Source organism: Paractinoplanes lichenicola, from assembly GCF_016785085.1.
In the GTDB taxonomy this organism is placed as follows: domain Bacteria; phylum Actinomycetota; class Actinomycetes; order Mycobacteriales; family Micromonosporaceae; genus Actinoplanes; species Actinoplanes lichenicola.
In genome coordinates this window covers 935,380-956,045 of the sequence record NZ_JAENHO010000001.1, presented here as the reverse complement: position 1 = coordinate 956,045, position 20,666 = coordinate 935,380, and the positions used below count along the sequence as shown (strand labels likewise).

Sequence of the window (20,666 nt, the reverse complement as noted above, 5' to 3'; positions counted from 1 at the left end):
GGGCCTACCGGGGACCGGCGATGCTGAGCGTCGCGAGATATCTCTCCACATCGGGCGGAAGTGGGACGGCTCCCGGAGCAGGGCTGTCGCCGCGCGACTGTTCCCTGCTCAGCGTGGCGTACCGCTGCAGCGTCGCGATCTTGTCCCGGATCGGCACCGGGCCCGCCGCCCACCTCCACGCGGTGGCGACGACCGTCGGCCAGTCACGTAGATGGGCGGCTGCGAGGGCCATCGACGCCGTTGCCTGGGCCTGCCCACGTGCGTCGCCGATTTCTCGGAACAGGACGAGGCTCTCCCGGTAGAGCCGCATGGCGTCGTCGTGCCGTTGCTGGAGCCGGGCCAGATCGCCGAGATTGCGGGCGCTGTAGGCCAGACCCTGCGCCTGGCCGACCTCGCGGAACAGCCTGCTGCTGATCCCGTGCTCGCGGAGCGCGTCATCGAGGCGACCGAGGCGTTTGAGAATCGCGCCGTAGTTCTCGTGAGCCCAGGCCAACGACCGGTGGCTCGGTGCGTCACCGGTTGCGTATCGCTCCCGCTGCTCGATTGCGACCTCGATCAGGCCGGCCGCCTCGTCCAGGCGACGTCTGTCCTTCAGCAGGATCGCCAGTTCGAGAAGGAGCCCGGCCGCAGCCGCCGGATCACCGGCGCGGGTGAACGCGTCGATCGCATGGACGGCGCTCTCCGCGGCTCGATCGGTGTCGGCGTTCTCCCGATGCACCTCGCAGAGCACACGCAGGGCCTGTCCCGCCGAGCGGAAGTCCTGGGAGGCGAGCGCCTGGCCCGCGGCCTGCCCGAGCAGCGGCACGGCGATCCTGGCCCGGCCACGGCGGCGCGCGGCCTGAGCCCGGTAGATCTGCGCGGTTGTGACGTCGGCGGATCGGTTGAGTTGCTCGGCGGCGGACTCGGCGAGCTGTGCCAGCTCATCGATCTCGGCGGCGTGCCCGCTGGTGAGCAGGAGCGCGGGCAACAGCGGCAGGACTAGATCGAGGGTGGGGCTCGGTCCGACTTCGCGGGCGAGGCGGGCGGCCGCGGTGAGGTTGCGGTGTTCCGCCGCCATCCAGGTGGCTGCCTCGGTGACTACGCCACTGGTCACCTGACGACCCGGCGCGGCCGAGATCTCGTTGCCGGTCGCCGGTTGCCCATGACTGAGCGTGTCACCTGCGGACCGCACCCGGGACGCGTAGCCGGCGACCAGTCCGCGGGCCGCGGACTGCCGTCCTGTCTCGGACTCGTCCGCACGGAAGCGCTCGTGCGCAAAGATCCGGATCAGGTCGTGGAACCGGAACCGCTCGCCGAGCACGAGATCCAGCAGTTGAGCATCGACCAGCGCGTCGACCGACGTACGGGTGTCGTCGGGGCTCAGGTCGCTGACCGACTCGGCGACCCTCAGGTCGAAGTCCCGGCCCGGCACCACCCCGAGCCGCCGGAAAGTCGACGCCTCGGGGGCTGACAACTCGACGTAGCTCAGCGCGATGCAGGCACGGACCTCCAGGTCACCAGCCTTGAGCTCACTCAGCCGACGGCGCGTACTGCCGTGAGCGTTTCGTCGTGGGCCTGGAAGTACTGGCCGGAGGCCTGCGCGTGTTCGGGGGCGACGGCGAGGGCGGCCAGCGAGGCGCCGGAGAAGGCGACGTCGGAGGTGGTGATGCCGATGCGCCGGGAGAACCATTTCATGGCGGCGCTGGTGGAGAGGCGTTGGACCGGGCGAGGCATGCTGCGCAGGAAGCCGGTCTCGGGCACGGCGTCCGGGTCGTAGGCGATGGACGAGACCGTGCTGCCGGAGGCGCGCAGGCGGCGGTGCAGCTCGTACGCGTACATCACGGTGCACAGCTTCGAGGTGGAGTAACGCACCCCGGCGGCGAGCTTCGCGGAGGTGGCCAGGGCGACGGCGTCGGGTTCGAGAGCAGCGCGTCGAGCGTGCCGACCTGTGCGGCCGAATTTCGCGCCGCGGCACTGTCCCAGCCGGGCGTAGTAGTTGGTGGAGATGTTCGCCAGCTGCGCCACCTCCTCGCGGCGCAGGCCGGGGGTGCGCCGCCGCGCCGAGCCGGTCAGTCCGGCGTCGGCCGGGCGCAGCAGCTCCCGGCGGCGGCGAAGGAGGTCGGCGAGCCCGGCGCGGTCGATCATGTTTTCAGTGCACACCGGCCCGTACCCGGCCTGTCCACGGAGATGGACAGGCCGGGCGATAGGCGGGAGATGTCAGGCGAGGACGCGCAGCGCCTCGATGCTCAGGGAGCGGCCGACGGTGCCGACCTGGATCTGCCCGGCGCGCCGGGAGCACTCCAGCTTCTGCCAGCCGACGGTGGCCACGTGGGCCTGGGCGCAGAGCGGCGTGCGGGTGCTCAGCCGCAGCGCCTCCATGCGCAGCGAGCGGCCCTGGGTGCCGATGGCCACGTTGCCGGCCCGGCCGGTGCACTTGCTGCGCTGCCAGCCCTGGTCCTGCACGTGGGCCTGGGCGCACACGCCGCCGGGGCGCATGGTCGAGATGGCCAGCGCCTCGAGGCGCAGCGACCGGCCGACGGTGCCGGCGATCGCGGGCTTGCGGTTGGTGGAGCACCGCCAGCCCTGCCAGCCGACGTTCTGCACGTGCGCGTTGACGCAGACGGTGGTGCGGTCACGGCGCATCTGCATCTTGGCCGCGGGGCTGAGCAGCGGGGCTTTCACCACCGCCTGGGGAGCGGGCGGGGCGACGGGCGCCGCGGAGGCGGACCCGCCGGCGACCGGGAGGGAGATCGCGGTGAGGGTCAGGCTCACCATCGCCGCGGTACGGAAGAAGTTCACTAGCTTTGCCATGGTGGTCTCAACGGGCGGCCCAACCGGAACGACGCTGTTTCGGGGCATTTTTGGCTTTTGTCAGCCGAAAGAGCATGACAATCGCGTGACAAATGCTGCATGCATCGTTACCCCGCCGGGCAGTCACGACCTGTGCAGACCTCGGATGTGATCTTTGCGGTTCTCGGTGTCGGCGCCCTGCTGGCCGGCATCCTGCCGCGCGTGCTTGAGCGGCGGCCGCTGTCGATGCCGATCGTCTTCGTCGGCCTCGGCATGGTGCTCTTCGGCCTGCCGCTCGGCCTGCCCGGCGTCGACCCGCTGGCCCATCCCAAGATCACGGAGCATCTGACCGAGGTCGGGGTCATCGTCGCGCTGATGGGGGCCGGGCTGAAGATCGACCGGCCGTTCAGCCGGGCCGGCTGGCGGTCGACGTGGCGGCTGCTCGTGGTGGCGATGCCGGTGACGATCGCGGTGATGGCGTTCCTGGGCTGGTGGTGGGCCGGGCTGGTGCCGGCCACCGCGCTGCTGCTGGGCGCGGCGCTCGCCCCGACCGACCCCGTGCTGGCCTCGGACGTGCAGGTGGGCGAGCCGACCGACGAGGAGGACTCGGAGGACGAGGTGCGGTTCGCGCTCACCTCGGAGGCCGGGCTCAACGACGGCCTGGCCTTTCCCTTCGTGTACGCGGCGATCGCGATGGCGGGCGCGGCCGGGCTCGGCTGGGTCGGCGACTGGGCCTGGCACGACCTGATCTACAAGGTCGTCGTGGGGGTCGTGGCCGGGCTGGTCGCCGGCAAGCTGCTCGGCCGGTTGTTCTTCCGGGCCCGCCTGGCCGCCCTGCGCCTGGCCCACCACTCCGAGGGCTTCCTCGCCCTGGCCGCGACCTTCCTCGCGTACGGCCTGGCCGAGATCGCGCAGGGCTACGGGTTCCTGGCCGTGTTCGTGGCCGCCCGCGCGATCCGGGCCGCCGAGCGCTCGCACGAGTATCACCAGGTGCTGCACGATTTCGCCGAGCAGACCGAGCGGTTGCTGACCGTCCTGTTGCTGCTCCTGTTCGGCGGGGCCGTGGTGGGCGGCCTGCTCGAGCCGCTCACCTGGCCGGCCGCGCTCGCCGGTCTGGCCCTCATTTTCCTCGTACGGCCGGTGTCCGGCTTCCTGTCGTTGCGGGGCGCGCCGGGACGCCGTACCGAGCACTGGGTGATCGCGGCGTTCGGTATTCGCGGGATCGGGTCGTTCTATTACCTGTCCTACGCGCTGACCCAGGCCGACTTCCCCGGCGCGGACCTGGTGTGGGCGACGATCGCCTTCGTGGTGCTGGTCTCGGTGGTGCTGCACGGCGTCGCGGCCACGCCGGTCATGTGGCGGCTCGACCGGGCCAACGAGCGTACGGGTCAGGAGGAGCCCGCGGCGAAAGCGTCTTGACTGTGTGGCGGGGACACGATGTCGACTGCACCGATGCTTCCGCTGATTCCGGTCGCCGCGATCGCGTCCGGCCTGCTCTGGCTCAACCACAGCCCGTGGTGGGGGTGGGCCCTGGTGGTGACCCTGCTGGCCGGGCTGGGCGTGGCCGCGCGGCGGTGGCGGCCGCGGCGGTGGCTGGTCCGGGCCGCGGCCTGGCTGCTGGCGGGCACCCTGGTCGCGGCCACGGCCGTCCTCGCCTACCCGCCGCCACGGACCCGCGCGGCCGGCGGCGAGGAACCGCGCCCGACCGCGCCGGTCAGCACCCGCGAGGGGCCCGTCACCGGCGTCACCGGCGACGACCGTACGGTCGAGGTCTTCGCCGGAATCCCGTACGCGCGGCCACCGGTCGGCGACCTGCGCTGGCGCGCGCCGCAGCCCCCGTCGCGGCGCACCGAGGTCTTCGCCGCCGACCGGTTCTCCGCAGTGCCCGTGCAGAACACGTCCACGTTCCGCACCCGGGCCCTGGCCCGGATCGTCGACATCCCGCTCGAGGAGACCTTCCTCAACCCCTATCCGACCAGCGAGGACAGCCTCACCCTGAACATCTGGCGGAGCACGAGCGGGGCGGCGAAACGGCCGGTGCTGGTGTACGTGCCGGGTGGTGGCTTCGCGACCGGCTCCGGCGCCCTGCCGCTCTATGACGGGGCGGGCTTGGCGGCCCGGGGCGACATCATCACCGTCACCCTGAACTACCGCCTGGGCGTGCTCGGCTTCCTGTCCCATCCGGACCTCGCCGCGGAGTCGGGGCAGAATGCCTCGGGCACTTACGGAATCTTGGATCAGCTGGCCGCCCTGCGCTGGATCCGGGACAACATCGCGGCGTTCGGCGGCGATCCCGGTCGGGTCACGGTGGCGGGGGAGTCGGCCGGCGGCGAGAGCGTCTGCCACCTGGGCGCCACGCCGCTGGCCGAGGGGCTCGTGCACGGCATCATCGCGGGCAGCGGCGCCTGCATGGGCACCACCGGCGACACCGCCGCCGGCGATCAGAGCGACACCCGGGCCGTGGCCGAGCAGGCCGGGCGCCGGCTCAGCGAGCGACTGGGCGGGGCGACGATCGAGCAGATGCGGGCCATGCCGGTCGAGCGGATCCGCGAGGCGGCCGAGGCCCTCGGATCGCACTGGCGGCCGTCGATCGACGGGCTCGTGCTGAGCCGGCCACCGGCGCGGATCTACGCGGCCGGCGACCAGCTCGACGTGCCCATCCTGGTCGGCAGCAACGCCGACGAGGCCTCGCTCGCCCTGGCCAGCCCACCCGAGACGGACGTCACCGCGTACGAGAAGACAGTGCGGGAGACGTACGGCGTCAAGGCCGGCCAATTCCTCAGCCTCTACCCGGGTGGTACGCCGGAGCAGGTGCTCGCCTCGCGCCTGCGCGCCGACACCGATCGGGTCATGACCCGCGCCATGCATCGCTGGGCCCGGCTGCAGCCGACGTCCTACCTCTACTTCTTCACCCGTACGCCGCCGGAGGACGGCCTCGAGAAGTTCGGCGCCTATCACGGGGCGGAGGTGATGTACGCGTACGACAACCTGGGCCGCGACGGCGATCCCGACTACGAGCCGGCCGACTTCCGGCTGCGCGACACCATGAGCGCGTACTGGCTCAATTTCGTCCGCCGGGGGGACCCGAACGGGCCCGGCCTGCCCGCCTGGCCCACCGTGAAACAGGCACCCGAGCAGGCGATGGAGTTCGGCACCGAGACCGCCCTGGTGCCGCGTCCGCGGGCGGCCGCCGTCGACTTCTGGATGGCGTACGAGGGGCCGATCGCCTGACCGGGGATAGCGTGGTGCCATGAGTGGTCCCCGCCGCGCCGCCATCGGCCGGCCCCGCGGCTTCGACGTCGACGTGGCGCTGGAGCGCGCCATGCTGGTGTTCTGGCGCCGGGGCTACGAGGGCGCGAGCCTGGTCGACCTGACCGGCGCCATGGGCATCACCAAGACGAGCATGTACGCGGCCTTCGGCAACAAGGAGCAGCTGTTCCTCAAGGCCCTGCGCCGGTACGCGGAGGGCCCGGCCGGCTATGTGGACGCGGCTCTGGCGCTGCCGGCCGCGCGGGCCGTCGTCGAGGCGATCCTGCGCGGGGCCGCTCGCACGTCGACCTCGCCCCCGGATTTCGCCGGCTGCCTGACGGTGCAGGGCGCGCTCGCGTGCAGCGACGAGAGCCGTCCCGCGTATGACCTGCTGGTGCAGTGGCGCAACGACGCCGCCGACCGGCTCGAGGAGCGCTTCGGCCGGGCCGCCGACGAGGGCGACCTGCCGCCCGGCGCCGATCCGCGGCGGCTGGCCCGATACGTCATGACGGTGGCGTTCGGCCTCTCCGTGCAGGCCGCCAACGGTCTCGGCCGCGCCGAGCTCGACGAGGTCGTCGACGAGACGATGCGCCACTGGCAGCCGTGAGCCCCCGTCCTTGACTGTGTTCCGGGAACACGGTCTTCACTCGCCGATACAGGCGTCGGACGAGGGACGGGAAGATCGCATGACCGTGGAGCTGATGCACCCCGACGGGATGCTCGAGCAGACCGACTACTCGCCGGTCGCGGTGGGAACCGGTTCCCGGCTGGTCCTGCTGGCCGGGCAGGCCGGCGTCACCCCGGACTTCAAGCCCGCGGCGCCGGACCTGGCCGGTCAGGTCCACGCCGCGCTGCGCAACATCGTCATCGGCGTCCGGGGCGCGGGCGGCGACGTCGGCGACCTGGCCCGGCTGACCTTCTACATCGTCGGCTGGGTGCCGGAGATGTGGAACGAGGTGCTCGCCGGCATCGCCCGGGCGCAGGAGAGCGAGGGCCTGCCCGCCCCGATGCCGCCCCTGTCCATCATCGGCGTGGCCGCCCTGTTCACGCCGGATTTCGTCGTGGAGATCGAAGCCACCGCGGTTCTCGGCTGAGGCGTTCAGGTCTGCTCGCGCCGCAGGTGCTCCTGGGCGAGGACGGCGGCGCGGCCGACCACGTCGAGCTGGGCGGCGTTGTAGAGGCCGGCCACGGCGTCGAGGAACGTCTGCCGCGTTTCCTGCTCGCTCTTGTACAGGTGAGGTCCAGGGTCGTTGAGCCACGGATATTCGACGAGATGCCGCACCAGCACCGGCGCGAGCCGCTCGGCGATGTCCCGCCGGGTCGTCTCGTCGGCGTCGGCGGGCAGCGTGTCGAACTCCTGGTTGACCGGGTCGTCGGCGGTCTCCACCATGCGTCGAAGGTCCGTCATGGCCTTCTCGTCGTAGAGCTGCCGATAGATGTGGATGAGCGAGCTGTCGGCCGCGGAGAGCCGGGAGGCCACGGACTCGAAGCCGGCGGGGGTGTCGGCCGGGGCGCCGTCGCGCAGGATGGCCGCGATGTCGGAGCGGGCCTTGACCAGGCGTTCGATGTCGGCCGCGAGGTGCTCGTCGGCCTTGCGCAGCACCTCGGGGTCGGGGCCGCCGTCCGCGCCGATCCGGGCCAGCGGGACACCCAGGTCGGTGAGCCGCCGGATGCGCAGCAGGCGGACCAGATCCTGGATCCCGTACTTCTTGTAGCCGTTGTACCGGCGTTCGGGCTCCGGAAGCAGGCCGAGCCGGTGATAGTGCCGGATGGTGTTCACTGTCGTGCCGGTGAGTTCCGCGAGCTCTCGCGTGCTCCACGCCACTGCTTCCCACCTCCACCAACTTAAGTTCCCAGCGGTACGGAAGGGATTGTCGCATGAGCACGACGTCGAACCGGAACGCGAAGCCACGGCGGATCGAGGTGGCGGAGTTCTTCACCGATCCGGCCTTCGCCCACCCGTCGATCTCGCCGGACGGCACGAGGATCGCCTACCTCGCCCCGGCGCACGGCCGGCGCAACGTCTGGGTCCGCGGATCGGAAAGAAGAACTCGCCGTCCCTCGGCGGCACTGCGTGCGATCGCGTCGAGCAGCCGGTGCCGCCGTACGGCGTGCGCGAAGTCCGGGGCCACGGACGTGCCGTGGCGGAGGTCGTCGCGGATCGTCGCGTAGGCGTGCGTCAGCGTGTGCCGCACCGTCCCGGCCAGCTGGGGATAGTTGTCGTACCCGGCGGGCAGCGGCAGCTCGGCCAGCGGGCCGCGGCCTCGTACGCCCCGCACCGCGACCGGGCCGATGTGCGGGAACTCGGCCCCGGTGACCTCGAGCCGGCCCTCGGTGCCGTCGACGGTCAGCGAGAAGCCCGCCTCCGTCACCGCGCCCCCGCGGTGGTGGGCGGACAGGACGGCCCCGCCGGGCAGCGTGCCGGAGACCGCGATCTGGTCCTCCGCGGTCATCGCGACGAACTGCCCGGTGCCGGCGAGCGGGACGCGTGGGCGCCGCGTCGCGGTCGTGGCCACCACGTCCTGCAGCTCCCCGACGACCATGGACACCGTGTCGATCGCGTGCCCGAAGGCGATGGTCAGCATCGTGGCCCCGAGCCGGCGATCGAGGGTGTAGACCTGCGGCGGCGACACCGGGGTGCCCCACTCGGTCGAGGACGCCACGACGGTCGCGGACAGCACCTCGCCCACGAACCCCCGGGACACCAGGTCGGCCAGCCACCGGAACGTCGGCGACGAACGTCCCTGCAAACCGGCGAAAGTGCGCGTGCCGCCCGCGGCCCGCTCCAGCTCCCGCGCCTCGGCCAGGTCGACCGCCAGCGGCCACTCGGTGAGCACCGGCACCCCCGCCGCGAGCGCCGGCAACACGAGCTCACGATGGTGCGGCACCTTGACCGCCACCACGACGAGGTCCACGTTCTCGTCGCGGGCCAGCTCGTCGACGGACGGGTAGGCCGGGACGCCGTACGCATCACCCGCGGCCCGAGCCGAAGCCGCCGAACCCGCGGTCAGCGCCCGCAGCTCGATCCCCTCGACGGCCGCCAGCGCGGGCAGGTGTGCCCCGGCCGCCCAGCCACCCCGCGCGCTCAACCCGGCAATGCCGACACCGATCGTCATGCCCCCATGGTGACTCGGTTCACCGGGAGCCGGCTGGACTGTGTGGTGGGAACGACGTTTTCACTATCGGGATGCCGAGCCTGCCGTTGCCGCATCAGCTGTTCCTGGTGAGTCATCAACCCGAGAAGGGCCGGCTCGACGACGACAGCGCGGCCGTCCGGGGTTCGCTGCTCCGCGGCGCCGCGGTCGCCGAATTGTGCCTGGCCGGTTTGCTGCGTGATCGCGGCGGCAAGGCCGAGCGGGCGGACGCGGCCGTGCCGGCGTCGCTCGACCCCTTCCTGGCCCGGGTGCTCGGTGACGTCCCGCCGGGCCGGGCCCGGGGCTGGTTCGACGTGCTGGAGCAGCGCTGGCCGACGGCCGAGGAGTCGGTGCGGGGCCTTCTCGTGGCGGCCGGGCTGGTCACGGTCGAGCGGCGCCGGGTCTTGGGGCTGGTGCCCACCGAACGGATCGGTGTCACCGACCCGGGGGCGGTCGACGACCTGCGGGGCCGGGTCCGTGGGGCGGTCCTGGGTGAGCCCGGGCCGATCGGGGAGGCCGTGCTGGCCGCGCTGGCGATGGACGGCAATGTGAGCACCGTCTTCGGGTGGCGTGACCTGTGGGGCCACAAGCCCGCGGTGCGCGCGCTGAACGACCGCGTCGACCGGGAGCTGCCCGGTCTGCGCAAGGCCCTGTTCGCCTCGATCGCGCTGCGGCGGGCCGCCTGAGCCACGAACGAGAGCCTCGATCGCGCTGCGGCGGGCCGCCTGAGCCTGACGCGCACCACCTAGACCGGCGCCTACCATGCCGTGATGAGCAACCGGCCCTTCCTCGCGGCGCGGGTCGACCGGTTCGCGCGGACCCGGCCGGTGCTGCTCGACGGCCTGCTGGCCGGGGCGGTCTGGGTGGTGGCCGGCCTGCCGAGCGTGCTGATCGCGGGTCCGCTCGGGTTGGTGGTCGGCACTGCGACCGTGCTTCCGCTCGCCGTCCGCCGTCGCTTTCCCCGTACGGTCCTGGCCTGGTCGACGGCGATCTTCGTCGTGCAGCTGGTCGTGCTGCTCGTCCCGTTGCCGGCCAACCTGGCCCAGGCCGTCGTGGTCCACACGATCGCCGCGCACGTGCGGTCGCTGGCGGTCCGGCTCACCGCGCTGGTCGCGGCCACCGCGGGCTGTCTGGTCGCCGGGTTCCGGTGGAGCACCCCGCCCCGGTACGTGGCCAACGCCGTGTTCATCGGTGTCGTGCTGGCCGTGCTCGTCGTCCTGGTGTGGCTGATCGGCAACCTGGTCCGCGGCCGTACGGAGAACCTGCGCGCGCTCGCCGAGAGCCGGCACCGCGACGAGCGCCTGGCCGCCGCCCGCGAGATCCACGACCTGGTCGCGCACTCGCTGACCGTCGTGGTGGTGCAGGCCGACGCGGGCGCCTTCGGTGAGCCGCGGCAGGCCTTGGAGACCATCGGCCGGACGGCCCGGTCCGCGCTGGCCGACGTCCGCGAGGTGGTCGAGATGCTCCGCGACCCGGCCCCCGTCTCCGGCGCTCCGGTGGGCCTCGGGGACGTGGAGCGGATCGCCGACATGGTGCGGGCGGCCGGGGTGCCGGTGACCGTCGCCGCCGACGGTCCTACGCTCGCTCTGATGCCGCCGAGCATGCTCCGGGTGATCCGGGAAGCCCTGACAAATGTGGTCAAGCACGCCGGCGTGGGCGCGGCGGCCACCGTCACCGTCGGGATGGCGGCGGGGGTGCTGCGGGTGCGGATCGACGACGACGGTGCGGGCGGCCCGATCGGCCGCGGGCCGGGTGTCGGCATCGCCGGGATGCGCGAGCGCCTGCACGCCTTGCACGGAACGCTCGAGGCGGGGCCGTTGCCGGCGGGCGGCTTCCGCGTGGAGGCGAGCGTGCCGGTGGGGGAGCGGTGATCCGGGTCTTCCTCGTCGAGGATCAGGAGATGGTCCGGGCCGGCTTCACGATGATCATCGACGCCGCCCCGGACCTGAGCGTGGTCGGTCAGGCCGCCGACGGGCAGTCGGCGCTCACCATGCTGCGGGCGCCCGGCCACCAGAGCGATGTGGTGCTGATGGACATCCGGATGCCCGGTCTCGACGGGGTGGAGACAACCCGCCGCCTGCTGGCGACGGCGGGCCCGCCCCGGGTGGTCATGCTGACGACGTTCGACGCGGACGACCTGCTCGTGGCGGCCCTGCGCGCCGGCGCCTCCGGTTATCTGCTCAAGGACGCCGGGCCCGCCGAGCTGCTGGCCGGGATCCGCTCGGCCGCGGCCGGGGAGGCGCCGGTCGCGCCACGGCTGGTCGGGCGGCTGATCGACTCCTTCGTCCGGCCCGTCCCCGCGCCCGCGGCGCCCGAGCCCGCGCTCGACCGGCTGACCGGGCGGGAACGCGAGATCCTGGCCGCCGTGGGCCTCGGCCTCACCAACGCGGAGATCGCGGCCCGGCTGCACGTCGCCGAGTCGACGGTGAAGACGCATCTGGGTGCGGTGCTGCGCAAGCTGGACCTTCGGGATCGCGTGCAGGCCGTGATCCTCGCGCAGTCCCTCGGGCGATGAGCGCCGCGGCGACCACCGTCCCGAGCAGCACGAACAGGCCGGTGTCGCCGGCCAGGTATTCGTTGACCAGCGTCGGGTGGCTCGTCTCGAGGGCGTGCGTCGCGAGCCAGGCGAAGGTGGCGTTGTGCGCGAAGTGAGCCAGCACCGCCGGCCACACGCTGCCCGTACGCTCCCGCAGCGACCCGAAGAGGGCCGAGAAGGCCAGCACCGACCCGGCGAACAGGCCCAGCACCAGCAGCCGGTTCCCGTCGGCGTGGTAGTACGGCGTGAGCAGGATGTACGGCAGATGCCAGGCGATCCAGACCACGCCGACGGCCGCCGACGACCGCAGCCGGGGCTGCAGGTAACCGCGCCAGCCGATCTCCTCGGCGAAGGCCAGCACCGGCCCGGTGAGACCGAGCGCGAGCAGGTCGGTCAGCCACGAGCCGTGCGGCACGGCGAACCGCGCGGCCCCGGTCACGACGACCAGCACCGCGGCCAGGGCGCTGACCCCCGCGGTCGCCGCCACCGCGACCGGCCAGCTGCCGAGCCCGAGCCGGCCCAGCCCGAGCCGCCGCCACCCGGCGCGGGACCAGCCTTCCCGCGTCACGACCAGCATCATCAGCGCCGTCACGAGCAGCGGCGAGAAGGCGAGGATCAACCCGTCGGCGATCCGGGCGGTGCCGGCCGACACCGCGAGAACCACCACGACAAACACGAGCCCCGAGGCCCGATCCGAAAGCGTCCGAAACATCGGCCCAGTCTCGGCACGACGGACGGCCGGCACCTCCACCCGGGAACGGAGATCCATCGACCGTCTCCGACCGGTGGACTACGTCTCGAGGCCCCGAATCGGTTACCTCGATCAACCAACTGTGAGAAAACTCCGGCGTACGGGCGCCTCATCAGTTCCTGACATCTCGTCACCAGACTTTCCGTACTTCGCGAACGAGCGTCGATCTCGCGGAGCCGGAGGCAAAGATGTCGATACAACAACAGCGGTGGACCGGCAGCCGGCGGGTGCTGCTCACCCTCGGCGGCCTGTCCCTGCTCAGCGCCTGTGCCAAGCCGCAGCCGGAGCCGGACGCGCCCGAGCTGCCGCCGGCCACCGTGCCGCCCTCGTCGGCCCCGCCGTCGCCTTCGCCGTCACCCACCCCGACCGGGCTGCCCCGCACTCCGGTGCAGAAGGAGCCGCGGTACGTCGTGCCGACCGGCCGGGGCGCGAAGGTCGTGGCGCTCACCCTGGACGACGGCCCGCATCCGGCGTACACCCCGCAGGTGCTCAAGCTGCTGCGCAAGCACCACGTCAAGGCCACGTTCTTCGTGATCGGGCAGCAGGCGGCGGCCCACCCCGACCTCGTACGGGCCATCGCCGCCGACGGGCACACCATCGGCACCCACACCTGGTCGCATGTGGACCTCAAGAAGCAGTCCGCCGGACGCGTGAAGACCGAGGTGGGCCGCACGGTGGACACGGTGGCCGCGACGACCGGCCGGATCCCCGGGCTCTTCCGGGCCCCGTACGGGAGCTGGTCGCCCACGGTCTTCCAGGTGTGCGCGACGCTCGGGCAGACCTCGATCGCCTGGGACGTGGACCCCCGGGACTGGGATAATCCCGGTGCGGGCCGGATCCGCTCGAAGATCCTGGACCAGGTCGGCAACCGGTCGATCGTGCTCACCCACGACGGGGGCGGCGACCGGTCGCAGACGGTCCAGGCGCTGCGCGGCGTGGTGCCCGTGCTCCTCGATTCCGGCTATCGTTTCGTGGGGGTGTGAGCGATGCGCCGTCGTTGGTGGTTGGTGCTCTCCATCGTGTTCGTCGTGCTGGCCACCGGAGGGCTGGCCGCTTTCACGGGCATGCGCGCGCTCTCCAACCGATACGAGGACGCGGTCGACCGGGCCGACCTGCTGCCGCCCGCCCCGTCGCGGTCCGCGGGCGCCCCCACCGAGCCGCCCAAGGTCAAGGGCCCGATGAACCTGCTGCTGATCGGGTCGGACAGCCGCACGAAGGGCGAGCCGGGCGACGGGCGCAGCGACGTCGTCATCCTCATCCACATCCCCAAGTCGACCGAGCAGGCGTACGTGATCTCGATCCCGCGCGACACGTATCTGCCGATCGCGACGGCCGACGGCGAGCGCGGGTCGCGCAACAAGGTCAACGCGGCCTACGCGTGGGGCGGCGCGCCCCGGCTCGTGCAGACGATCAACCAGTTCGGCGGGATCACCGTCGACTGGCCGGTCATCGTGGACTTCGCCGGCATCCGCAAGCTCACCGACCTGGTCGGCGGCGTCGACGTCACCATCGACAAGAAGAGCGTCGACGCCTATCGCTTCCTGCCCGACAACAGCCCGTACCCGTCGGCGCCGTGTCACGACCCGCAGGGCCGGTCCCGCCGCTGCGTCGCCTTCCCGGCCGGTCGGGTGCACCTCGACGGCCAGCTGGCCGAGTACTACGTCCGGCAGCGCCGCGGCCTGCCCAACGACGACCTCGACCGGTCGAAGCGGCACCAGCAATACCTGCGGGCGCTGGCCGAGAAGATCGCCGCCCAAAATCTTCTCACCGACCCGCAGAAGCTCGACCAGCTGGTCCGTACGGCGGCCGGCATGATGACCGTCGACCGGCGCATGCCGGTGCAGCGCCTCGCGTTGACACTGCGGCACCTGCGGGCCAAGGACATGACGTTCCTGACGCTGCCGATCGCCGAGAACAGGAACGTGTCCGGGGTCGGGGCGGTGATGGTGCCCGACGAGGCTCAGAGCCGCGAGCTGTTCGAAGCGCTGCGCCGCGACCGGCTCGACGAGTACGTGCGTGAGTACCCACCCAACGACGTACGGCATGGTCGTTGACGTCAGGCGGCGGGCACCCGCTCGATCGACCAGTTCGAGACCAGATGCCGGATGCCGTGCTCGCGCGCGGTGCGGTTGCCGAGCAGGGCGGCGTCGAAGCGGGTGCCGCCCTTCCACGCGCCGATCCGCGGCGGGCGGCCGGTGAGCGCCTCGATGCGGGCGATCGGCTCGATCACCTCGCGCCGCACGGTCAGGGGCGTGACCTCGGCGACCGTGGCGTGGCTCGCGGTGTGGAAGCCGATCTCGTGGACGGCGGCGATCTGGCGCCACTCGTCGTCGGTCACGTTGGCCAGGTGCGGGTCGTAATGCTGGAACAGCGGGAAGAAGTACGCCCGGAGGCCGAGCCGGTCGCACTCCTCGGCGCCGAACAGGGCGGCGTCGCGCATGCCGTCGTAGAAGGCCACGAACACCCGGGGACCCTCGTCCTCGGCGGGCTCGTCGGGGTCGTACCGGGGGCCGAGCCCGGCCACGTGGCGCAGGGCGCGGCGCACCTCATCACGGTGCTCGGCGTCGATCTCGTGGAAGTTGAGGGCCACGATCGGCGAGCGGGTCAGGGCGGCGCTGTGCCCGGGCGTCCAGCGGGTCACGGGGCCAGCCCCTCGCCGAGGGCGGACTGCAACCGGTAGGCGTCGAACGAGAACAACTCCAGGCCGTCCGGGTCGATGCCGAGGCCGGCCGCGGTGCGGGTGACGACCTCGGGCTGGTCGGCCGGACCCGCCTCGGCCAGCGTGTCGTCGCTGAACAGCACCATCGGGATGGCGGTGCCCTCCACCGACTGACTGAGGATCATGCGCTTGAGGTGGCTCTGCTCGCTGGGCATTCAGGCGCCCTCCCGTCGTAGGGTGGTCGAGTGTTCCTCGCCACCGTGATCAGCCAATACCGTACGGTTCTGTCGCGCTTCGGCGAGGTGGTCAGCTTCGACATCTCGGCCCTCGACCGGCTGGGCGTCCCCGTGACGAGCTGCTCGCTCGCCGTCGACGGCCGCTTGAAGCACCACGGCAACGGCTACGGCGCGACGCCCGAGGCGGCCGAGGTGAGCGGCCTCGGCGAGCTGGCCGAGAACGTCATGTCCGCGCTCGACCTGGCCGATCGGCACGCCGCCGCCCGTACGGGGTCGTATGCCGAGCTGGTGGCCGCCGAGGGCCGGGACAGGGTGGCCGACCCGCGCACGCTGGGGCTGCCGGCCGGGTCGCCCTACGACGCCGCGATGCCGCTGGTCTGGCTCCCGATGACCCGCCGCGCGACCGGCGAGACGGTGCTGGTGCCCGAGGACTTCGTCGCCAGCGGGCCCTCCGAGGTGCGCGGCCCGCGGCGGCTGATCACGCCGATCTCCAACGGGCGCGGCGCCGGCCTCGACGACGAGCAGGCGTTCCACCACGGGCTGTTCGAACTGTTGCAGCGGCACACCAACGGGCTGCGCTTCCGGGCGCTGGATCGCCGCTCGCCGGTGATCCGCCCCGAGACCCTGCCGGATGCGGTGCGGACGCTGGCCGACCGGCTGGCCGCCCAGGGCGTACGGCCGGTGCTCAAGCACGCCGCGAACGAGCTCGGCGTCGTCTCGACCTATGCCATGGGCGTCGATCCGTCGCCGGGCCAGGGCATTCTGGTGACCGCGGGCGGGGAGGCGGCGCACCCGTCGGCCGAGGTCAGCCTGATCAAGGCGCTGCTCGAATACGCCAACTCCCGCGTGCGCAAGGCCTTCTTCTTCGGCGACCCGCAAGCCGTACGGGCCGTGGCCCCCGAGGCGTACTGGGCGAAGCTCGACTCGCCGGGGCGCGGCGAGGCGCGGGCGTACGAGGCGATGACGGCCTGGCGTGACCTGCCGCACGAAACCCTGCGCGAGCTCACCGCGCCCGACGAGTCGCGCGCCGTCGACTACGCCGGCATCGCCGCCCCCGACCGGACGCCGGTGCAGGCCCTGGCCGGGTACGACGTGCTGGTGGCCCGCAAGGAGGTCGACGGGGTGGTCGCCGTCAAGGTGGTCGTGCCGGGCCTGGAGGTCGAGACCCTCTCGTACGGGCGGATCGGGGAGGCCGGCGTGCGCGACTCCCTGGCCGGCGGGCTCGACCTGGTACGCGTGCAGGCCCAGCCCTCCGGCACGCACACGGCCCGCGTGCTGCTGACCCCCGAGGCGGAGGAGCGTCTGGGCGGCCCGGTCTGGTATTCGTACGCGGTGGCCGACGACATCGTCGGTCCGCTCTACCCTCTCTACCGCGAGCCGCCCCGTCATTCCGTCGCCGTCTAACGGATTCCGGTGCGGGCGATGCCCTCGACGAAATAGCGCTGGAAGACGGCGAAGACGACCAGCATGGGCAGGATCGACAGGAACGACATGGCCAGCAGCGGCCCGAAGTTGCTGCCGAACTGCTGGATCAGGAACTGCAGCCCGACCGGCAGCGTGTAGGAGTCGCTGTCGGTCAGCACGATCAGCGGCCACACGAACTCGTTCCAGCGCCACATGAAGGTGAAGATGACCAGGACCGCGATCAGCGGCCCGGACAGCGGCAGCACGACCGAGCGGAACGTGCGCAGGTGCCCGGCGCCGTCGCAGCGGGCCGCCTCGAGCAGCTCGTCCGGGATGGACAGGAAGAACTGGCGGGCCATGAACAGCCCGAACGCCTCGGCCAGCCGGGGCAGGATCACCCCGCCCAGGCTGTCGAGCAGGTTGAGATCGATCACCAGCTGGAACTGCGGCACCATGATCACCTGGATGGGCACCATGAGGGTGCTGATGATCAGCAGGAACAGCAGGTCGCGGCCGGGGAAGCGGAGCTTCGCGAAGGCGTAGCCGGCGCACAGGTTGATGCCGACGGTGGCGACGACCGAGACGACGGCGATCACGACGGAATTGCCGAGCCAGCGCAGGAACGGATATTGCCGCCACGGCTCGACGAAGTTCTCCAGATGCCACTCGCGCGGCCACAGCGCGACCGGCAGGGTGCTCAGCTCGTCGGTGCCCGCCACCGAGACCCGCAGCATCCAATAGATCGGGAACATCAGCACGAGGACGCCGGCCACGGCCAGCGCGACGCGAATCCGGGTCACAGGGAGGCGTCCCTTCGTTGCCGCAGCCGCCACTGGACGATCGTGAGGGCCAGCACGATGACGTACAGGATCATGCCGATGGCCGCCGCGTAGCCCTGCCGCCGCTGGTTGAAGCCCTGGTCGTAGGCGTATTGGACGAGGAACGTGGTCGAGGTGCCGGGACCGCCGCGGGTCAGCACGTAGACGACGTCGAAGACCTGGAAGCTGGTGATGATCGAATAGACGACCAGGAAGAACGTCGTCGGCGCCAGCAGCGGCCAGGTGATCCGGCGGAACCGGCGCCAGCCGGCCGCCCCGTCCACCGCCGCGGCCTCGTAGATCTCGCGCGGGATGCCCTGCAAGCCGGCCAGATAGACGACCATGCCGAAGCCGATGCCCTGCCAGGTCGTGACCGCGATGACCGAGACCATGGCCGCGGCGCCGTTGCCCTGCCAGTTGATCTCGGGCAGGCCGGCCTGGGTCAGCAGCTGGTTGCCGATGCCGGTGACCGGGTCGAACAGTCGCAGGAAGATCACGCCGGCCGCCACCCCGGAGATCACCACCGGGACGTAGACCAGCGCCCGCAGCAGCCCCCGAGCCGGCATCCAGCGGTTGAGCAGCAGGGCCGCGCCCAGCCCGAGGGCGATGCTGAGCGGCACCGAGACGGCCGTGAAGACGGCGGTGTTGCGCAGCGCGGTCCAGAACGTCGGGTCGTCGGCGATCGTGCGGTAGTTCTCGAGCCCGAGCCAGCGCATCCGGCCGAAGCCGCTGTAGCGGTGCAGGCTGTACCAGAACGTCAGCGCGATCGGCACGAACATGAAGACGGTGAACACCAGCAGGGCCGGGCTGGTGAGCACGACGCCGGCCCAGGCCTCCGCGCGCCGGCCGGCCACGCGCGCCGCGCTCAAGCCTTCAGAGCTTTCTGTACGCCGTCGGTCAGCGCCCGCACGGTGTCGTCGGTGCCGGCCGAGGGATTGGACAGGTATTGGTCCATGGTGTCGACCAGGGCCTGGTTGATCCCGGCGAAGGCCCGCGAGGTGGCCGCCTTGACCAGCCCCTCCGGCATGGTGGTGGCCTGCTGCTGGAAGACCGGCATCAGGTCGGGCCGGGCGGCGTAGGCCAGCTTGGCGTCGGCCAGATCCTTGCGGACCGGCAGCACCGTGGTCCTCTCGCAGAAGGCCTGCATGTTCTCCTTGGTCACCAGGAACTTGGCGAACTCAGCGGCCACGTCGAGGTTCTTCGCGCCGTCGGTGACCACGACCGCGTTGCCGCCCAGGTCGGTCGCCGCCCCGGCGTCGCGCATCAGGTAGGTCACGCCCCACTCGAACTTGTCCTTGATGGCCGCGTCGAGCGACGGGATCAGGAAGTCGCCGGCCTGGATCATCGAGATCTTCTGGGTCGGGAAGATCTCGTCCGGGTACGTCGGCCGCTTGACCAGGACGCTCGGCGCGTGCAGGCCCTCGGTGTAGAGGCTGCGGGTGAACTCCAGGGCCTTGCGGGTCTGCGCCGAGTCGAGGGCCGGATTCTCCAGCGCGTCGTCGAGCAGCGTGCCGCCGGCCTGATAGAGGGTGTTGAACCAGCGGTACGCGCCGAACAGCTGATAGTTGAAGGCGAACGGCGAGACGCCCGGGTTGGCCGCCTTGAGCTTGCGCAGCACGTCGGTGAACTGCTCCCAGGTCCACGCCTGGTCCAGCGACGACGGCACCGAGGTGATGCCGGCCTTGGCGAAGTGGGCCTTGTTGTAGACCAGCGCCGAGGTGTCGGTGTGGTGCGGCACCCCGAACGGCTTGCCGTCGGACTGCACGGCCGACCACAGGGCCGGCAGGAACGCGTCGCCGAACGAGTCGCCGAAGTGGTCGCTGAGGTCGGCCAGGGCCCCGTTCTCGGCGTAGCTGCCGACATCGGTGTAGGAGACACGGAACAGATCGGGCGCCTCGTTGGCCTGCAGCCGCCGGTCGACGACCGTACGGATCTGGTCGTACGGCAGCACCTCGATCTTGATGTCGGCGCCGCGGGCGGCCTTGAAGTCGGCCGCGAGCTTCTTGAACGCCGCCGCCTCCTGATCGTTGGCCCAGGTGGTGAACGTCGCGCTGCCGGACAGCGGGCCGCTCGTGGACGCGCCGCCGCCCGAATCGTCGTCGGACGAGCACGCGCCGAGCCATCCGGCCGCACCGGCCGCGCCCACTGCCTTGAGGAATGTTCGCCGTCCGACTGCTGACATGCCGCCACCTCCGCGTAGCCCGAAACTTGTCCGCCGCATGCCCCGTAGACGACGCACTAACCGACGCAACTTCGTCGAGGCATGTCTCACCGGTAGCATGCGCGCGGCAACGCAGAGTCGCCACCGGAGCGTCAGCCCGTCAGCACCGCCCAGCCGTGGGCGGGCACGGTGGCGGGGTGGGCGGACGGCGCCGACGACTCGGCGACGCGCAGGCCGTCGGTGGCGATCGGGAAGCGGTAGTCGTCGTCGCCGCCCGCGCGGTCCTCCTTGATGCCCCGGAACGCCTGCTCGTCGCCGTAGTAGACGCTGGGGACGCCGCCGGCCAGGAACAGGACGGCCAGCGCGTGCCCGAGATGCCGGGGATCGTCGAGCTTGGTGGCGATCCGGGTCACATCGTGGTTGCCCACGAACGTCAGCGGCGGCCCCGCCTCGACGACGGCCGCGTGCCGGTCGAGGGCCCACGACAGCTCGAAGAAGTTGGCGTCGTTGAGGCTGCTCCAGATCGCCTTCCACAGCTCGTACTGGGTGACCGCGTCGAGGCCGCCGTCCCGCACGAACGCGGCATAGTCGCCATGGATGACCTCGCCGACGAACCAGGCCTGCGGGTGGCTCACGCGTACGCGGTCGGTCGCGGCTTTCCAGAAGGCCGGTTCGACCGCGTACGCGGCGTCGAGTCGCCACCCGGCCGCTCCCCGCTCGAGCCAGTGCTTCATCACCCGTACGGTGTGGTCGAGCACTTCGGGTTGCCGATGATCGAGCTCGCGCAGGCCGGCGTGGCCCTCGAAGTCCCCGCCCGTGAACCAGTGGCCGGGCGCCCGGAACGAACGGCCCACGTGGTTGAAGACGCCGTCGAGCAGCACCCGTAACCCCCGTTCGCGGGGCCGCGCCGACGAGCTTGTCGTAGTCGTCGTCGTCGCCCAGCCGCGGG

Annotated in this window: 21 protein-coding genes and 1 pseudogene; 10 read left to right on the top strand and 12 right to left on the bottom strand. The window is 71.8% G+C overall.

Annotated elements, in window-relative coordinates; all coding sequences use genetic code 11:
- Positions 1 to 4: 4 nt before the first annotated feature.
- From JKJ07_RS04240 to JKJ07_RS04230, 3 genes are all read right to left on the bottom strand, one after another.
- Positions 5 to 1,453, bottom strand: coding sequence for a tetratricopeptide repeat protein (locus JKJ07_RS04240; protein WP_202989859.1), 1,449 nt, complete (start codon positions 1,451 to 1,453; stop codon positions 5 to 7).
- A 59-nt stretch (positions 1,454 to 1,512) separates the two neighbouring features.
- Positions 1,513 to 2,124 carry a hypothetical protein gene (locus JKJ07_RS52410; protein WP_438871352.1) on the bottom strand — a complete coding sequence of 204 codons (612 nt, stop codon included), beginning with the start codon at positions 2,122 to 2,124 and terminating at the stop codon, positions 1,513 to 1,515.
- 72 nt (positions 2,125 to 2,196) lie between these two features.
- Positions 2,197 to 2,790 carry a hypothetical protein gene (locus tag JKJ07_RS04230; RefSeq protein ID WP_202989858.1) on the bottom strand — a complete coding sequence of 198 codons (594 nt, stop codon included), beginning with the start codon at positions 2,788 to 2,790 and terminating at the stop codon, positions 2,197 to 2,199.
- A 99-nt stretch (positions 2,791 to 2,889) separates the two neighbouring features.
- Between JKJ07_RS04230 and JKJ07_RS04225 the strand changes: the two genes are divergently transcribed.
- From JKJ07_RS04225 to JKJ07_RS04210, 4 genes are all read left to right on the top strand, one after another.
- Positions 2,890 to 4,188 carry a cation:proton antiporter gene (locus tag JKJ07_RS04225; RefSeq protein WP_236028238.1) on the top strand — a complete coding sequence of 433 codons (1,299 nt, stop codon included), beginning with the start codon at positions 2,890 to 2,892 and terminating at the stop codon, positions 4,186 to 4,188.
- 33 nt (positions 4,189 to 4,221) lie between these two features.
- Positions 4,222 to 6,000 (top strand): carboxylesterase/lipase family protein, encoded by a 1,779-nt coding sequence (locus JKJ07_RS04220; protein ID WP_202989857.1) that lies wholly within the window; start codon positions 4,222 to 4,224, stop codon positions 5,998 to 6,000.
- A 19-nt stretch (positions 6,001 to 6,019) separates the two neighbouring features.
- Positions 6,020 to 6,625, top strand: a complete 606-nt coding sequence (locus JKJ07_RS04215) for a TetR/AcrR family transcriptional regulator (RefSeq protein ID WP_202989856.1) — start codon at positions 6,020 to 6,022, stop codon at positions 6,623 to 6,625.
- A 79-nt stretch (positions 6,626 to 6,704) separates the two neighbouring features.
- On the top strand, positions 6,705 to 7,112 hold the full coding sequence (locus tag JKJ07_RS04210; RefSeq protein ID WP_202989855.1) for a RidA family protein: 408 nt from the start codon (positions 6,705 to 6,707) through the stop codon (positions 7,110 to 7,112).
- A 5-nt stretch (positions 7,113 to 7,117) separates the two neighbouring features.
- On the opposite strand, the gene JKJ07_RS04205 is transcribed toward JKJ07_RS04210, so the two are convergent.
- Entirely contained in the window at positions 7,118 to 7,843 is a 726-nt protein-coding gene (locus JKJ07_RS04205) for a helix-turn-helix domain-containing protein (protein ID WP_202989854.1), read from the bottom strand.
- 166 nt (positions 7,844 to 8,009) lie between these two features.
- Positions 8,010 to 9,134, bottom strand: coding sequence for a Gfo/Idh/MocA family protein (locus JKJ07_RS04200; RefSeq protein WP_202989853.1), 1,125 nt, complete (start codon positions 9,132 to 9,134; stop codon positions 8,010 to 8,012).
- Positions 9,135 to 9,205: 71 nt separating this feature from the next.
- Between JKJ07_RS04200 and JKJ07_RS04195 the strand changes: the two genes are divergently transcribed.
- The 3 genes from JKJ07_RS04195 (at position 9,206) to JKJ07_RS04185 (ending at position 11,667) form a co-directional block, all read left to right on the top strand.
- A complete protein-coding gene (locus JKJ07_RS04195) occupies positions 9,206 to 9,838 on the top strand; it encodes a GOLPH3/VPS74 family protein (RefSeq protein ID WP_202989852.1) in 633 nt (210 codons plus the stop codon).
- A gap of 84 nt (positions 9,839 to 9,922) precedes the next feature.
- Positions 9,923 to 11,023 carry a sensor histidine kinase gene (locus JKJ07_RS04190; protein WP_202989851.1) on the top strand — a complete coding sequence of 367 codons (1,101 nt, stop codon included), beginning with the start codon at positions 9,923 to 9,925 and terminating at the stop codon, positions 11,021 to 11,023.
- Positions 11,020 to 11,667 carry a response regulator gene (locus tag JKJ07_RS04185; protein ID WP_307834110.1) on the top strand — a complete coding sequence of 216 codons (648 nt, stop codon included), beginning with the start codon at positions 11,020 to 11,022 and terminating at the stop codon, positions 11,665 to 11,667. Before JKJ07_RS04190 ends, JKJ07_RS04185 begins: the two co-directional genes overlap by 4 nt.
- 130 nt (positions 11,668 to 11,797) lie before the next feature.
- Here JKJ07_RS04185 and JKJ07_RS51585 read toward each other — a convergent pair.
- Positions 11,798 to 12,265: pseudogene (locus JKJ07_RS51585) on the bottom strand (CPBP family glutamic-type intramembrane protease); the annotation flags it as partial.
- Between the two features lie 362 nt (positions 12,266 to 12,627).
- Here JKJ07_RS51585 and JKJ07_RS04180 point away from each other — a divergent pair.
- Both JKJ07_RS04180 and JKJ07_RS04175 read left to right on the top strand, forming a co-directional pair.
- Positions 12,628 to 13,422, top strand: a complete 795-nt coding sequence (locus JKJ07_RS04180) for a polysaccharide deacetylase family protein (protein ID WP_202989850.1) — start codon at positions 12,628 to 12,630, stop codon at positions 13,420 to 13,422.
- 3 nt (positions 13,423 to 13,425) lie between these two features.
- On the top strand, positions 13,426 to 14,493 hold the full coding sequence (locus JKJ07_RS04175; protein ID WP_202989849.1) for an LCP family protein: 1,068 nt from the start codon (positions 13,426 to 13,428) through the stop codon (positions 14,491 to 14,493).
- A gap of 2 nt (positions 14,494 to 14,495) precedes the next feature.
- Here JKJ07_RS04175 and JKJ07_RS04170 read toward each other — a convergent pair whose 3' ends face one another.
- Positions 14,496 to 15,080, bottom strand: a complete 585-nt coding sequence (locus JKJ07_RS04170; protein WP_202989848.1) for a polysaccharide deacetylase family protein — start codon at positions 15,078 to 15,080, stop codon at positions 14,496 to 14,498.
- The gene (locus JKJ07_RS04165) at positions 15,077 to 15,313 is read right to left on the bottom strand and encodes a hypothetical protein (RefSeq protein WP_202989847.1); all 237 of its coding nucleotides are present in this window, start codon (positions 15,311 to 15,313) and stop codon (positions 15,077 to 15,079) included. The genes JKJ07_RS04170 and JKJ07_RS04165 overlap by 4 nt, the downstream gene beginning before the upstream one ends.
- A gap of 30 nt (positions 15,314 to 15,343) precedes the next feature.
- Between JKJ07_RS04165 and JKJ07_RS04160 the strand changes: the two genes are divergently transcribed.
- Positions 15,344 to 16,738 carry a YcaO-like family protein gene (locus JKJ07_RS04160; protein WP_202989846.1) on the top strand — a complete coding sequence of 465 codons (1,395 nt, stop codon included), beginning with the start codon at positions 15,344 to 15,346 and terminating at the stop codon, positions 16,736 to 16,738.
- Here JKJ07_RS04160 and JKJ07_RS04155 read toward each other — a convergent pair.
- From JKJ07_RS04155 to JKJ07_RS04140, 4 genes are all read right to left on the bottom strand, one after another.
- A complete protein-coding gene (locus JKJ07_RS04155; protein WP_202989845.1) occupies positions 16,735 to 17,538 on the bottom strand; it encodes a carbohydrate ABC transporter permease in 804 nt (267 codons plus the stop codon). The two genes, JKJ07_RS04160 and JKJ07_RS04155, sit on opposite strands and share 4 nt — an antisense overlap.
- Complete coding sequence (locus tag JKJ07_RS04150; protein WP_202989844.1) at positions 17,535 to 18,425, bottom strand: carbohydrate ABC transporter permease; 891 nt, start codon at positions 18,423 to 18,425, stop codon at positions 17,535 to 17,537. Before JKJ07_RS04150 ends, JKJ07_RS04155 begins: the two co-directional genes overlap by 4 nt.
- Positions 18,422 to 19,738 (bottom strand): ABC transporter substrate-binding protein, encoded by a 1,317-nt coding sequence (locus JKJ07_RS04145; protein WP_202989843.1) that lies wholly within the window; start codon positions 19,736 to 19,738, stop codon positions 18,422 to 18,424. The genes JKJ07_RS04150 and JKJ07_RS04145 overlap by 4 nt, the downstream gene beginning before the upstream one ends.
- Positions 19,739 to 19,869: 131 nt before the next feature.
- On the bottom strand, positions 19,870 to 20,598 hold the full coding sequence (locus JKJ07_RS04140) for an alpha-amylase family glycosyl hydrolase (protein ID WP_307834109.1): 729 nt from the start codon (positions 20,596 to 20,598) through the stop codon (positions 19,870 to 19,872).
- Positions 20,599 to 20,666 lie beyond the last annotated feature (68 nt).

Bases quoted from the DNA above. Each gene is read 5' to 3' on its own strand.
- JKJ07_RS52410 (WP_438871352.1), bottom strand. From the start codon at position 2,124: ATGATCGACCGCGCCGGGCTCGCCGACCTCCTTCGCCGCCGCCGGGAG.
- JKJ07_RS04230 (WP_202989858.1), bottom strand. From the start codon at position 2,790: ATGGCAAAGCTAGTGAACTTCTTCCGTACCGCGGCGATGGTGAGCCTG.
- JKJ07_RS04225 (WP_236028238.1), top strand. From the start codon at position 2,890: ATGCATCGTTACCCCGCCGGGCAGTCACGACCTGTGCAGACCTCGGAT.
- JKJ07_RS04220 (WP_202989857.1), top strand. From the start codon at position 4,222: ATGCTTCCGCTGATTCCGGTCGCCGCGATCGCGTCCGGCCTGCTCTGG.
- JKJ07_RS04215 (WP_202989856.1), top strand. From the start codon at position 6,020: ATGAGTGGTCCCCGCCGCGCCGCCATCGGCCGGCCCCGCGGCTTCGAC.
- JKJ07_RS04210 (WP_202989855.1), top strand. From the start codon at position 6,705: ATGACCGTGGAGCTGATGCACCCCGACGGGATGCTCGAGCAGACCGAC.
- JKJ07_RS04200 (WP_202989853.1), bottom strand. From the start codon at position 9,134: ATGACGATCGGTGTCGGCATTGCCGGGTTGAGCGCGCGGGGTGGCTGG.
- JKJ07_RS04195 (WP_202989852.1), top strand. From the start codon at position 9,206: ATGCCGAGCCTGCCGTTGCCGCATCAGCTGTTCCTGGTGAGTCATCAA.
- JKJ07_RS04190 (WP_202989851.1), top strand. From the start codon at position 9,923: ATGAGCAACCGGCCCTTCCTCGCGGCGCGGGTCGACCGGTTCGCGCGG.
- JKJ07_RS04180 (WP_202989850.1), top strand. From the start codon at position 12,628: ATGTCGATACAACAACAGCGGTGGACCGGCAGCCGGCGGGTGCTGCTC.
- JKJ07_RS04175 (WP_202989849.1), top strand. From the start codon at position 13,426: ATGCGCCGTCGTTGGTGGTTGGTGCTCTCCATCGTGTTCGTCGTGCTG.
- JKJ07_RS04165 (WP_202989847.1), bottom strand. From the start codon at position 15,313: ATGCCCAGCGAGCAGAGCCACCTCAAGCGCATGATCCTCAGTCAGTCG.
- JKJ07_RS04145 (WP_202989843.1), bottom strand. From the start codon at position 19,738: ATGTCAGCAGTCGGACGGCGAACATTCCTCAAGGCAGTGGGCGCGGCC.